Annotated in this window: 12 protein-coding genes; 10 read left to right on the forward strand and 2 right to left on the reverse strand. The window is 51.9% G+C overall.

Annotated features, from left to right (window positions below; genetic code table 11):
* Positions 1-88 precede the first annotated feature (88 nt).
* The 4 genes from F0P93_RS21800 to F0P93_RS31555 all read left to right on the forward strand — a co-directional run bounded on the left by F0P93_RS21800 (position 89) and on the right by F0P93_RS31555 (position 2054).
* Complete coding sequence (locus tag F0P93_RS21800) at positions 89-541, forward strand: hypothetical protein (RefSeq protein ID WP_150879864.1); 453 nt, start codon at positions 89-91, stop codon at positions 539-541.
* Positions 542-574: 33 nt separating this feature from the next.
* On the forward strand, positions 575-1075 hold the full coding sequence (locus tag F0P93_RS21805; protein WP_150879865.1) for a hypothetical protein: 501 nt from the start codon (positions 575-577) through the stop codon (positions 1073-1075).
* A 54-nt stretch (positions 1076-1129) separates the two neighbouring features.
* Positions 1130-1549, forward strand: a complete 420-nt coding sequence (locus F0P93_RS21810) for a hypothetical protein (protein WP_150879866.1) — start codon at positions 1130-1132, stop codon at positions 1547-1549.
* A 331-nt stretch (positions 1550-1880) separates the two neighbouring features.
* The gene (locus tag F0P93_RS31555) at positions 1881-2054 is read left to right on the forward strand and encodes a hypothetical protein (RefSeq protein WP_191908886.1); all 174 of its coding nucleotides are present in this window, start codon (positions 1881-1883) and stop codon (positions 2052-2054) included.
* Positions 2055-2121: 67 nt separating this feature from the next.
* On the opposite strand, the gene bla is transcribed toward F0P93_RS31555, so the two are convergent.
* Positions 2122-2871, reverse strand: coding sequence for a subclass B1 metallo-beta-lactamase (gene bla, locus F0P93_RS21815; protein WP_150879867.1), 750 nt, complete (start codon positions 2869-2871; stop codon positions 2122-2124).
* Positions 2872-3020: 149 nt separating this feature from the next.
* Between bla and F0P93_RS21820 the strand changes: the two genes are divergently transcribed.
* From F0P93_RS21820 to F0P93_RS21840, 5 genes are all read left to right on the forward strand, one after another.
* Positions 3021-3953 carry a M20/M25/M40 family metallo-hydrolase gene (locus F0P93_RS21820; protein ID WP_150879868.1) on the forward strand — a complete coding sequence of 311 codons (933 nt, stop codon included), beginning with the start codon at positions 3021-3023 and terminating at the stop codon, positions 3951-3953.
* Positions 3954-4061: 108 nt separating this feature from the next.
* Entirely contained in the window at positions 4062-5936 is a 1875-nt protein-coding gene (locus F0P93_RS21825) for a serine hydrolase domain-containing protein (protein WP_150879869.1), read from the forward strand.
* 153 nt (positions 5937-6089) lie between these two features.
* The gene (locus tag F0P93_RS21830; RefSeq protein ID WP_150879870.1) at positions 6090-7100 is read left to right on the forward strand and encodes an aldo/keto reductase; all 1011 of its coding nucleotides are present in this window, start codon (positions 6090-6092) and stop codon (positions 7098-7100) included.
* Positions 7101-7173: 73 nt separating this feature from the next.
* Entirely contained in the window at positions 7174-8094 is a 921-nt protein-coding gene (locus tag F0P93_RS21835; RefSeq protein ID WP_150879871.1) for a helix-turn-helix domain-containing protein, read from the forward strand.
* A 488-nt stretch (positions 8095-8582) separates the two neighbouring features.
* Positions 8583-11216 (forward strand): CotH kinase family protein, encoded by a 2634-nt coding sequence (locus F0P93_RS21840; protein ID WP_150879872.1) that lies wholly within the window; start codon positions 8583-8585, stop codon positions 11214-11216.
* A gap of 71 nt (positions 11217-11287) precedes the next feature.
* On the opposite strand, the gene F0P93_RS21845 is transcribed toward F0P93_RS21840, so the two are convergent.
* The gene (locus F0P93_RS21845; RefSeq protein WP_150879873.1) at positions 11288-12055 is read right to left on the reverse strand and encodes a DeoR/GlpR family DNA-binding transcription regulator; all 768 of its coding nucleotides are present in this window, start codon (positions 12053-12055) and stop codon (positions 11288-11290) included.
* Positions 12056-12247: 192 nt separating this feature from the next.
* Between F0P93_RS21845 and F0P93_RS21850 the strand changes: the two genes are divergently transcribed.
* The gene (locus F0P93_RS21850; protein WP_150879874.1) at positions 12248-13519 is read left to right on the forward strand and encodes an MFS transporter; all 1272 of its coding nucleotides are present in this window, start codon (positions 12248-12250) and stop codon (positions 13517-13519) included.
* The last annotated feature ends 29 nt before the right edge of the window (positions 13520-13548 follow it).

Consider the following 13548-nt stretch of genomic DNA (forward strand, 5'->3'; position numbering starts at 1 on the left):
CATACAAATGCGGTATTGTCGGCCCCAGTTAGAGCCGATAGTTTTGCCCCGGTGATTGACGGTAATCACCCCAAAACCACGCACGATTATGAAAACGCTCCTTCTGTTCCTTCTGGTAACACTGACTTTTACGGCCTGCAAAAAAGACGATGACGAAGTCGCGCCCGCCAAACCGGCGGAAGCCGTAGCGGGTACATATAACCTGACGTCTTTCTATTACGTTTCGGGAGACGACCGCATCAATCTGCCAACGCTGCCGTATACCCAGAACGGCCAGACCGTATCCGGAACCGCCAGCCTGACCCCCCAAACCACCGACGATCAGGTGACCCTCCGACTGACGCTGAAAATAACGGGCAGCGACGATCAGTCCATCGAGCTGAAAAACCTCACCGTGCAGCAAAACGGGTCGGGCTATGATCTAACCGCAGGAAACCAGACCATTGCCAGTGCCGACGGCAAAAAAATGAATCTGGCAATTTCCGAAACCGATCCGACCACGAAGGCAACATCCGAGCTCAAGTTCACGGCCGAAAAGTAACCTCACTTGTTCCACCCATTTAAGGATCTGATTATGTGCAAGAAACTTGCTTTTATCCTCAGCACGGCCTTCCTGATGCTGCTGTGCAGCGATCGTGTGCAGGCCCAGAAAGCCTTTGAGCAGGGCCGGATTGTTGGCACCGCCGGTTTGCTCCTGGAAAACAATGCTACACCCGTTACGGCAGCCGTTGAATATGGCGTTACGGATGAGATCGGGATCGCTGGTAAAGTGGTTTATCAATCGAACAAGGGCTACAGTGCCTATTCGATTGGCGTGCTGGGCAACTACCATCTGGCCAAAGCTTTTTCGGTTGTAGGCAATAAACTCGACCCTTTCCTGGGCATTCACATCGCCAAACCCTTTGCGTCGCGGGACGGGCGAACCGACTCCGGAAACGTTTTTGCCGGTGCCCAACTCGGTGCCCGGTATCTGGTCAACGAACGGATTGGCCCGTATGCGCAGCTTAATCTGGGACTCGTCAATTCGGCCGGTTCCAGCTTCGAACTCGGTGCCGCCTTTAAATTCGGGAGGTAAAACGGCATGGACCGTTCATTTTGTATCTCCCTGTCAACTCAAAACGCTACGGCTATGAAAATCTGGATTAGTTTTTTGCTCCTCGTTTCCTCACTGGCTCTGGCTCAGTCCGAAGAACCGCTCAAAAAGGGAAATACCGTTTATGTCGAATCGTTGTCGAAAAACGAAAATAGCCAGGAAACGCTGAAAGCTTTTGTCGATCAGCTTCAGGAATGGGGCCATTGGAAAGTAGCCGCCAACAAATCCTCGGCTGATTTCATCATCAAGTTAAACCTCGAAGCCAGCAGAGGCATCCGGGTTACGTCCTGGGGAGGCACCTCGATGGCCTGTAGTGCCCGGTTCTACGACAAAGCCGATGTGTTGCTCTGGGAAACGGACACCTACAGAGCCAGCCCCAACGGCACCAACGGGTTTAATGCCAAAAAAGCAGCCGCTCGCAAACTGGCGAATGCCATCGAAAAAAAGTACCGGTAAGTTCACACGACAACCCTTGCCTGAATCGGTCAATGCCTGACCGGGTGCTTCCGGTTAGTACATAAAACCGGCCTGTTCCAGGTCGGTTTTTTCTATACCAGACCCAGCTTCCCGGCTCTGCCCACGACTGTTCATACGCGCGAATTACTTGTATTTTCCGTAGTTAAACCGGTCACTTTGCGATCTAAATATGTACTTATTTTGTTATCCAGGTGTATCCCAGTTCATGCGATTAATTGAACCCGAGCGGTTTTTCCAGCGGCAGGTTTTTACGGTTTCATGATGGGGCTGACACGGTTTTACGCTTCTATTTATTACAACAACAGATACCATGAAAAAGCGCATTGAACTTGAATTAACGGCAAACGAAGCCCAGATGCTGGCCTTTCTGCTGCACACAGTTACCGACCAGTTCCACGCCAGTAAAGTCCTTCGCGACCGGGCCAAAATCAGCCTGAAAGATTTACGAACCGCCGAAAGCGTGCGGAGAAAGCTGACGCACTAAATAAAACCAGAATCGTACCGGCAAAGCCTTTGACGGCATTCGTTAAAACCGCCTGACGCTTGCCCTTTTAACGTTTGGAAGCTGCGTGCTTCTCCAGCAACCGCAGCGTATGGTCCAGGGATTTCGGATCACTCCATTCTTCATGACCCGGCACTACGATTTTTGCCGTGCCAAACCGGCTTTTTACCCGTTGAATGGAATTCGCCCATTCCTTCAGGTTGGCGTCGGCGAGGTTGCCCATCCCGAAAGCAGCCACACTTTTGACGAAACAGCCGCCGTGCAGAATCTGTTGCTTCGGCAACCAGACCACAATGTTGTCGCTCGTGTGTCCTTCGCCCGGAAAATAACAGCGGATGGGTTCCTGACCGATGGTAAACGTGGTATCGTTTGGTACGATGGCTTCGGGAGCCTCATAACCCAGTTTTACCGATTTTTGGGCCGTCAAGGGGGTACTGATCACACGGACCCCGGCTTTCCGGAGTTCGGCAATCCCGCCGACGCGGTCTTCGTGGGCGTGCGTGACAATGCAAAGCCGAACGGGCTGACGCAGGCTGTCGGCCACCCACTGGAGCAATTGCCGGGTGTTGTCGGTATTGCCATCGCTGTCCCAACCCGAATCCACGAGCACAACACCATCTTTTGTTTTAATAATCAGGCCGTTAGAGGGAACACTGGTGTTCTGATAAACCCCGTAGGTCGTATGAACGAGAACCTTATCATTCAGGGGCGTTACCTTGAGTTTCGGTTTTTGCGACGATTGAGCCGAGGTCTGACGCTGGAACAGAAGAGCAAAAACAAGTGCTGTCAGGATGCGCATGAAGTAGAAAACAGCTTGATGAAGGAATTGATTCGTTGGTGAAAAAGCAGTGATACCTGATAACAAAGTTGCGAAAATGTTTTCAATTTGAAACCATTGCAATAAGGCTCTGTGCTTCAAAACCGGCAAAATCCGCTACTTTTACGGGCATGAACTACCGATTTTTTGCTTTATTTCTTCTGTTAACCGTTCCGGTTCTTGCGCAGGAGCCATCGGCCAGCCGCATTACCCGACACATCAAAAAACTGGCTTCCGACCAAATGAAAGGCCGGGGTACCGGCAGTCGTGAAAATGCCAAAGCCGCGGCCTACATCGCCCGGCACTTCCGGAAATACGGTCTGAAACCGCTGGGGGAAGACGGTTTTTACCAGCCTTTTACGGCCAAAGTCCGGCGCGTGGTGGTGCCCGACAGCCTCCGCAAAGCCGCCAACGTGATCGGTTTTCTGGACAACGGCGCGGAGCATACCATCGTGATCGGCGCGCATTACGACCACCTGGGCCTGGGCGATCAGGGCAGTTCGCTGGACGCCAACCCCCAGGGGCAGATTCACAACGGGGCCGACGACAATGCTTCGGGCGTGGCCGGTTTGCTGGAACTGGCGCAGTATTACGCAAAAAATTCGGAGAAAGAACCGTACAATTTTCTGTTCATGGCGTTCGGCGCGGAAGAACTGGGGTTGCTGGGTTCGCGGCATTTCCTGAACCACCCTACCCTGCCCCTGGACCGGATGAACTTCATGGTGTGCATGGACATGATTGGCCGGTATAACCCGGAACGCGGCATCGGCATCGGAGGCTACGGAACCGCCGACGCCTGGCCGACGGTTTTTAAAGACGTCACCGCCGGGGTAAAATTCTTCACCGACCGGGCCGGCAACGGCGGTTCCGATAATGCGGCTTTTTACGCCAAAAAAATTCCCGTGCTGTTTTTCCACACCGGCGGTCATCCGGATTACCACAAACCCAGTGACGATGCCGAGAAAATCGACGCCAAAGCCGAAGAGGAAATTCTGCGGCTGGAAATCAAACTGATCGACAAGGCCCTGAAGCTGCCGAAAATGACATTCACCCCGGTTCAGTAAGCTACCCGTCGAACGATTCTGTCCTGGCAGAGTATGGCCGGAAGCAAAGCGACTTTCTACTGAAAATGCGCAATTGACAGCGTTGGCCCACGTAGAAAGACCTCCGGCATGACCTTCCCCCAACAAATTCGTTATACGTTTTTCCTTTTTTGCTTCCTTTTCGTTCATCTGACCGGAAAAAGCCAGGAAAAACCAAAGTCCCCCAAAACCATTCCGGAACTTCAACGGGCGATTGAAAACGTGCTGAAAGAAACCGGGACCCCGGCCGTCGGGGTGGCTTTGGTGAACGGAGACAGTACGGTTTGGGTGGCCGGTTTGGGAAAAGCCAATCTGGAAAAAAACACGAAAGCTACCACTACGACGCTGTTCCGCATTGGTTCGGTGTCGAAAATGTTCGTTTCGCTGGCGATTCTGAAGCTCCAGGAAGAAGGCCGGGTGAGTCTGAAAGATAAAGTGCGAGACTTAGCCCCCGAAATCGCCTACGTCAACCCCTGGGAAAAAACCGCTCCGATTCTGGTGGAGCACCTGCTGGAACACACCACGGGCTGGGACGACATGCACATGGCAGATTACGCCCTCAACGATCCAACCCTTACGCTGAAACAGGGACTCGATTTTCTGCCGGGCACCCGGACATCCCGCTGGATGCCGGGCACACGGATGGCCTACAGCAATTCAGGTCCGCCGGTGGCCGCTTACATCATCGAAAAACGGACGGGCCAGCGTTTTGAAGACTACATACAGACTCATTTTTTTCAACCGCTGGGCATGACAACGGCGACCTATTTTGCGTCGGAGCTTTACCGGCAACGGGGGGCCACCCTCTACGTGAACAACGATCCCCAGCCGTACTGGAACATCAGCGTTCGTCCGTCGGGGGCCATTAACGCGTCACCGGAGGATATGGCCCGAATGCTCCGCTTTTTTGTCAACCGGGGTCGGGTTGGGGATCGGCAACTTGTGCGTGAAACCTCCTTGAAACGCATGGAAACTCCCTCCACCACCACGGGCGCCCGGGCGGGTCTGGACTACGGATACGGTTTGGCCAACTATTCGACCCCGTATAAGCAGTTTGTGTACCGATCCCACTCAGGCGGGGTAAACGGCGGACTGACGGATTTTGCGTATCTCCCGATGCAACGGGTGGGCTATGCCATTATGATCAATGCCGCAAACGGAAATGCCCTTTCCCAGATCGGGAACCTGATCCGGAGTTTTCAGACCGCCCCTTTTCAGACCGATTCGGCCCGCAAAAAACCGGTGGATCGAAAGCTCGAGGATGCGATTTCGGGCTATTATGTTCCGATCAATCCGCGGGTGCAAAAGATGTATTTTCAACAGCGGATTGTGGATGTAAAGCGCCTTTGGCGGAACGGAAATTTTCTTTTTAGCCGAAACCTGTTCGGGGGCGGTTTAGAAACCCACGTCGCCCTGACCGACCGGCAGTATGCCTCACCCGAAACCGGGAAAATCAGTGTGGTGCGAGTACAGGACCCGCTGGTAGGGGAAGTCGTTCATGTGGGCAGTCTGGTTCTGCTGCGGATTTCACCGGTTCTGGCCTTCGGTCAATACCTTCTCAGTATCCTCTGGATCCTGTATCTGCTGGGTTCGGTGATTTTCGGCAGCGTCTGGTTGATCCGCTATTGGAAGACCAGGCGGAGCCGTACGGAGACGCGCAACGTTATTTTGTGGCCTTTTCTGACGAGTCTGCTTTTTCTGGTGACCACGATTCTGGGCATCATCGGCGGGCAGGATCCGATGGAACGGCTGGGAAAGGTGGGGTTTGTATCGGTCTCCGCGCTGGTATTGTCCATTCTTTTTGCCCTGGCGGCCGTCTGGTCCGTCATCACGTTGATCCGGGAACGGAACGCCAGCCTGAACAGAACCCTTTACTGGCACATGGTCGTGCTGTCGGTTCTCCATATCATGGCCACCGGGTATCTAACGTGGTTTGGGGCCATTGGCGTACCAAGCTGGCAGTAACGCCCATCCTTCAGGCAGAAAAAACGGATCGAAATCCGTTCGATCCGTTTCCCCATTTTGGATACAACATCAAGAGATCTGGTTACTTTTTCGGAGCTGAACTGTCGCACCTTTGCAGCGTCAATAGTTGACTCCGATTTAACAAGAGAACTTATGAGCAGTATTCAAAAAACGAAACTAGGCAGTCTGGGGCTGGTCGTTCCGGCCATTGGACTGGGTTGCATGGGCATGACGCAGATTGCGGGCATGGATATTTACGGAAAAGCCGACGAAGCCGAATCCATTGCGACCATTCACCGCTCGCTCGAACTGGGCGGCAATTTTCTGGACACGGCGGACTTGTACGGCCCACTCGCCAACGAACGGCTCGTGGCCAAAGCCATCCGGGGAAACCGGGATCAGTATGTGATTGCCACCAAGTTCGGCTACGAGATCGACGATACCGAGCAACTGACCTGGCGCATCAACGGCCAGCGGGACTACGTCAAAAAAGCCGTCGAGCGTTCGCTGAAAAACCTGGGAACCGATTTCATCGACCTTTATTATCTCCACCGTCTGGACCCCAACACGCCGATTGAAGAAACCGTAGGCGCGATGGCCGAGCTGGTTCAGGAAGGGAAAATCGGGTACATCGGGTTGTCGGAAGTGGGTTCGGAAACCATTCGGAAGGCCCACAACGTTCATCCCCTGACGGCGGTCCAGACCGAGTATTCCCTGTTTGAACGCAGTGTGGAAGAAGACGGTATTCTGGCAACGATTCAGGAACTGGGCATTGGTTTTGTGGCCTATTCGCCCTTAGGACGCGGATTTCTGTCCGGCGACATTCAGACACCGGATGATTTTCCCGCCAACGATTTCCGCCGGAGCATTCCCCGCTTTCAGGGAGAGCAGTTTTACAATAACATTGAGCTGGTGAATGAGATCAAGAAACTGGCCGCTGAAAAAGACATTACGCCGTCGCAACTGGCCATTGCCTGGGTGATTGCCAAAGGTTTTTTGCCGATTCCGGGGACCAAACGCGTGAAATACGTGGAGCAGAATCTGGCGGCCACCGGCATCACGCTGAGTGCTGACGAACTGGCCCGACTGGAAGCCATCATTCCGCTGGGAACGCCAACCGGCGACCGGTATGACGCTGGAGGAATGGCGATGGTAAACTTATAAATAAAAGTAGAAAGGCAACCCGGAAAAGCATTGCCAAAAAATGCTTTTCCGGGTCTTTAAAAACGAAACCGGCATGAAAAAGAACGACCGTTCTCCCTATTTTATCAGTTCAATCGCTGAATTACACCGGATTCTGGAGTTACCCAAACCGGAACATCCGCTGGTGAGCGTAATTAATTTCGAAGAAATAACCTGCTATACGGATGAAAGCCTGAGAAGTCTTATTTACAATTTTTACTCGATCTGCATTAAAAAAGGATTCAAAGGAAAATTAAAGTATGGTCAGAACTATTATGATTTCGATGAAGGGATCATGACGTTCTTTTCACCCGGGCAGGTCATTACCACGGATATCACGGATGAGCTGGCGCTTTCGGGTTGGTGGCTGGTGGTGCATTCTGATTACATCCGGAATTACCAATTGGCAAAATCCATCCGGAATTACGGTTTTTTCTCGTATGCCGCGAATGAAGCCCTGCACCTTTCCGAAAAGGAAGAAGCAATGGCCACCACCATTATGAAGAACATTGAGCAGGAATATCGTTCGAATATTGACTCCTACAGTCAGGATGTTATCGTTTCGCACATTGAATTATTGCTCAATTATTCAAACCGGTTCTACAACCGGCAGTTCATCACCCGCAAGGCTGCCAACAGCGATTTGTTGATCAAGCTGGAAGCGTTGTTGGCAGATTATTTCGCCGGTGAAAAAGTGCAGCAACTGGGTCTGCCAACGGTCCATTACATTTCGGAACAACTCGCCATTTCCCCCAATTATTTGAGCGACCTGCTGCGCAACCTGACGGGCCAGAGCACCCAGCAGCACATCCACAACAAACTGATCGAAAAAGCACAGGAAATTCTGACGACCACTTCCCTCTCGGTGAGCGAAATCGCGTATCAGCTTGGTTTTGAGTATCCGCAGTCGTTTAGCAAACTGTTTAAAAATAAAACGAATCTCTCTCCGCTCGAATTCCGGCATACGTTCAATTAGGTTGCTGTAGTAAGGCCAATTAAACAGTAGCCGAATTGCCTGCAAAACACGGTTTATTCTTTCTCTTTTTTGCCCCGGCCCCCTGAAGAACAGATCAAAAAAAGGAAATTTCTGTTTCAAGTTATTCCTATCTTTATAGTTATTTTTCCATGCAACTATTCAGCTATACGCCTTAATTATCAGACAATATTACCTTCTTGCATAAACAGATATTGCTACACCGTTTACTAACTTAACCTTCGCTTCCATCTCCTGCGAAACAAATTTGCGCTAACCTGATGCCATTCCGTTGATCGAAATGAGCATCTGAGCAGGCTCCATTGAAAACCGCCCCTCTTCTTATTAAAGAATCAACGTTCTATCCTGCGAATAAATTCTATATTTGTGATACCGCATGCCGAAGTGCCTGAAATGTTCTTTTTAAAAAAGGAAAATACCCGGCATTGTCGCGTCTCATTGGTGTATAATTCTTAAACCCTACTTGCGTTATGAAGCAAAACTTTACCTCTTTTAAGTCGTTTTACGCTCATTTTTTTACTTTTCTGCTGGTGATTTCCTGCGGGGGAACAACCGCGCTGTATGCCCAATCAGTTAGCGCACAACCTGACAGTTACCAGATTGATAAATCAAGAAAGCTGATCGTCTGCAACCGAATTCCAACCATTCCATCCGGACAGCCGGGGGCCCTGAAAATTACATTCGATAAAGAGTATACGTTTTCAGAAACGACACCGGCTTTTCAGACTGGAAAAGCCTACAAGATTACAAACAGCGGGGCCACCTTCACCCTTTTCTTCACGGGATTACCTCTCCTGAATATCAAAACCGTTAACAGTAAGGCCATTAACGAAAAAGAAGATGATGTCCGGACACCGGGTACGATCACCCTCTCTACGGTGGATAAACCTTTGGTGACATCCTACATGGGCATTCGGGTGCGGGGTAATTTCTCGAGAGGTTATCCTAAAAAAGGGTACAACATGGAATTATGGAATGATGTAAAAGGAGATGAAAGCCGGGATCTTAGTCTGGATGGACTCCGTGAGGACAGCGACTATTATCTCCTGGCCATGTACGGCGAATCCATGCGACTCCAGAATGCAACTGCGCATTCGCTGTGGCTAAAAACGCATACGCTGCCGTATATCGCCAAGGAACCGGAAGCCATTGGTGGAATCCGATACCGGTATACCGATGTATTCATTAACGGTTCCTACAACGGCGTTTATCTGTTGACGGAAAAAGAAGACCGGAAGCAATTAAAACTAAAGAAAATCACGGATGGCGGTGAAGTTCGGGGCGAACTCTACAAAACCAACCCGGGAAGCGCGACGAAATACGTTGGTCCATTGCCAGCCTACGATCCCAATGCCGGACTGAGTTGGGGCGGGTTTGAAATCGACTATCCGAAACAATCATTCTGGTTTAACCTCTACGATTTTGTGAACTTTATCGTCAATTCTTCCAATCAGAATTTTAAAGCCGGGATTTTCAATCGGGTGGAAATTACCAGTCTGATCGACAATTTCGTTTTCATTAACGCCATCCGCGCTGCGGATAACATGTCGAACAACCAGGTGCTGGCAAAATACAAAGAGGGTGAAAAATATTTTTACCTACCGTGGGATCTGGATGCCTCGTTTGGATATGATTTTACAGGAAATAAAGAATACCATACGAACGATATCATGACCAACGGGCTCTACAACCGGCTCCTGTCGCTGGACCCCGATGGGTTTAAATCCAAGTTACGGAAACGCTGGTTTGAACTGAGAGGCACCATTTACAGCCTGGAAAGTATCAAACAGGAGTTGCGAACTAATTACAATCTACTCCAGAATGAAGGAGCCTATGCCCGCGAAACCCTGCGGTGGCCCGATCGACTGGCATTGGCCGACTTTTCCTACATTGATCCCTGGCTCGAGAAACGCCTGGCTTATCTGGACAAATACTTCGGGGCTTTTCCGACCGACGCCCCCGCTCCCTTTGTGGTCACGATCACGTCGTTTACGGGTGTCATCGACGGAGCGCAGAAAAAACTGGACTGGACCACCAGCAAAGAGCAAAACTCCCGCCGGTTTGAAGTGGAATTCAGCACCAATGGCAATTCTTACAGCAAGGTGGGCGAAGTGACGGCCGCCGGTACCAGTGATGGCACCAAAACCTACAGCTTCACCCATTCGAATACCTCTTCACCGGCCTACTATCGCCTGAAAATGATCAGTACCAGCGAAACCTCGCAGTATAGTAGCGTGGTTCAGATTACGGCACCGGGTGGTTGTACGCCACCGGCGGCCCCCTCCGTCAGTGCCAGTTTCACCACGGCGACATCCGGCCAAAGTGTGCAACTGACGGCTACCGGGTGTCCGTACACGGTGGTCTGGAGCACCAACCAGACCGGGTCACCAATCACTGTAAATCCCGCCATAACAACCAGTTATACGGCCAAATGCCGCCAAGAACCCGGTTGCGAAAGCAGTTCATCCGCTACCCTTACGGTTACCATCAATGATCCCACGACCGTGACCGGTAATTTCGAAGGGTTCCTGGACAAAGTCGAGTGCGGTACCATGCGGGGTTGGGTCTGGGATCGGAACAAACCGAACACTCCGCTGACGGTCGAGTTTCTGGAAGGCGGTACGTCGCTGGGAACGGCCCTGGCCGATATCTACCGCGAGGACATTAAAGTCGCAGGCAAAGGAGACGGCCGCCACGTTTACAGTTTTCCGACGCCCGAATCCCTGAAAGACAACCGGACCCACACCATTTCGGCGCGCGTACTGGGCAGCAATTATACGCTGAAACAGTCCCCGAAAGTGCTGGGGCCCTGTGCCCCCGGCGCCCGATTAAGTGCCTCGTCCGATGACGAATCCGGCATCCGAATTTCGGTCGCGCCGAACCCGACGAGCGGTGAATTCGAGGTGAGCTTCTACACCGCCACCTGGCAGCAGTCGACGGTATCGGTTGTCGATTTACTGGGTCGCAACTGGTTTACGAGCACGCTGGAAGGCAGTGGAATTCAGAAGCAGAAAGTACGGTTAACCGGTGCCACCGGGCTGTATATGGTTCAGGTTCAACAGGGGCAGGACGTTCGCACGAAAAGTCTGGTTCTCCAGAAATAAACGGTTTCTACCGTTCACGATCTGAATACCGAGGGCCTGCCGGAGAGTTTCCGGACAGGCCCTCGGTATATCTACCCCGCCACCATCACCTTCACGCCCCGTTCCTCCAGCTTCCGAACGGTTTCGGCCGACACGCCGGAATCCGTAATGAGGTAGTGAATCTGGTCCAGATTGCCGATTTTTCCGATGCCGCGTTTGCCAAACTTCGAGCAATCCGCGAGCACAGCCACGGTTTGGGCCGCATCGATCATCTTCTGATTCAGGCTGGTTTCGGTCAGGTTGCTGATCGACAGGCCGAAGTCAAAGTCAATCCCGTCGACGCCCACAAACAACAGCCCGCACGAAAGCTGATCGAGCATCTGTTCGGCATAAGAACCCACCACCGACGATGAGTTCGGACGAATCAGCCCACCCAACTGCATCACTTCCACGTTGGCCCGATTGCTGAGTTCGGCAGCCACTTTAACCGCCGGGGTAATCACGGTCAGCTTTCCGGCCGGATGCAGGCTGCGGGCCAGTTCAAAAACCGTTGTGCCGGAGCTAATGATAATCGAGTCGTGTTGGCCGATGAGCGACAGGGCGGTTTTGGCAATCTTCTGTTTCTCTTCGGCATGAATCAACGCCTTCTCATCGATCGGTTTCTCGAACGCATACGGATTGGTTATGGAGCCCCCGCCACGGGTCCGGAACAACAGACTTTTATCTTCCAGCAGTTTCAAATCCTTCCGAATCGTTACGCCCGACACCTCCATTCGGTCGCTGAGTTCCTGAATCGTCACACTACCGCTTTCCTTCAACCGCTGCAGGATAAATTGGTGCCTTTCTGTAATGGTCTTCATTGCTGACTGAATTCTTCCCGGTCAAGGATAATTAGAATTTGCGAGAATCGTATCAAATCTTTAAAAATAGGGTTTCAAAAAGTTAAATTATATTTCATTTTGTTTAATTCTATTTTCTATGTTTGTTTGCGTACAAGTTAATCTGCCTTAAGTGCAAGTTAATTAGCCTGTTCCTAAACCCTCCTTTTTGTCATGCAATCCGAATCCGTTTTTGATAAAGCCGGTCTGCCAAAGCCCCTGGCCTGGGGGTATCTGGGCATTCTCATCTTCATGATGGGCGATGGCGTCGAACAGGGCTGGCTCAGCCCCTACCTGCTCGAACACGGCATGAGCATCCAGCAATCGGCTTCGCTCTTTACGGTTTACGGCATAACAATTGCAATTTCGTCCTGGTTTTCGGGCGTACTCGCCGAGGGCTACGGCCCGCGAAAAGCCATGCTGGCGGGGTTGCTGCTCTACATCCTCGGCACCGTCGGTTTTGTCGGTTACGGTTTGGCCCGGCTTGATTTTCCGACCATGCTCCTGACCTATGCCATCCGCGGTTTTGGCTATCCACTGTTTGCTTATTCGTTTCTCGTCTGGATTACCTACCGTACTCCGCAGGACCAACTGGGCCGCGCCGTGGGCTGGTTCTGGTTCGTTTTCACCGGCGGTCTGAACGTCTTTGGAGCCTATTATTCAAGCTGGGCCATTGAGCGGATGGGATACCAGAATACGCTGTGGAGTTCCATTTTCTGGGTCGCGCTGGGCGGCTTTTTCGCCCTGCTGCTGAACAAAGACCGGTTCAAACCGTCAGCCGCCAGTGCGGGAGCGAAAACGAAAGAACTGCTAAACGGCCTGACCATCATTCAGAAAGAACCCAAAGTATTGCTTGGTGGCATCGTCCGGATCATCAACACCACGGCGCAGTTTGCATTCCCGGTTTTTCTCCCCATTTACCTGGCCACGTTTGGGTTCAGCACCGTCGAATGGCTGCAAATCTGGGGGACGATTTTTACCAGCAATATTCTATTCAACCTGCTGTTTGGTTTTATCGGCGACCGGCTGGGTTGGCGCAACACCATCCTCTGGTTCGGGGGCGTCGGCTGCGGCATTTCCACCTTGCTGTTCTATTATTCACCGGTCTGGTTTGGCGGGAGTTACGCGATGGTGCTGCTTTCGGGCGTCCTCTGGGGTGGTTTGCTGGCGGGTTACGTTCCGCTGTCGGCACTAGTACCCTCGCTGGTGAAAGATGACAAAGGCGCAGCCATGGCCATTCTGAACCTGGGTGCCGGTCTGCCGGTTTTCGTCGGCCCCGCCCTGGTCGGACTAACGATTGGCACCATCGGTAGTGAAGGCGTCGTCTGGATTCTGGCCGGTTTGTATTTCCTCAGTGCCCTGCTCACCCGGTTTATCACCCTGCCGAAAGAAATTACGTCCACAACCCATGCCCCATTTTCCGTTGGAGATGCCTCCGTTCAGTGAGCAAGTCCGACGGCTTTACCGTTGATAGC

It is taken from the genome of Larkinella humicola (genome assembly GCF_008727875.1).
In the GTDB taxonomy this organism is placed as follows: Bacteria; Bacteroidota; Bacteroidia; order Cytophagales; family Spirosomataceae; genus Larkinella; species Larkinella humicola.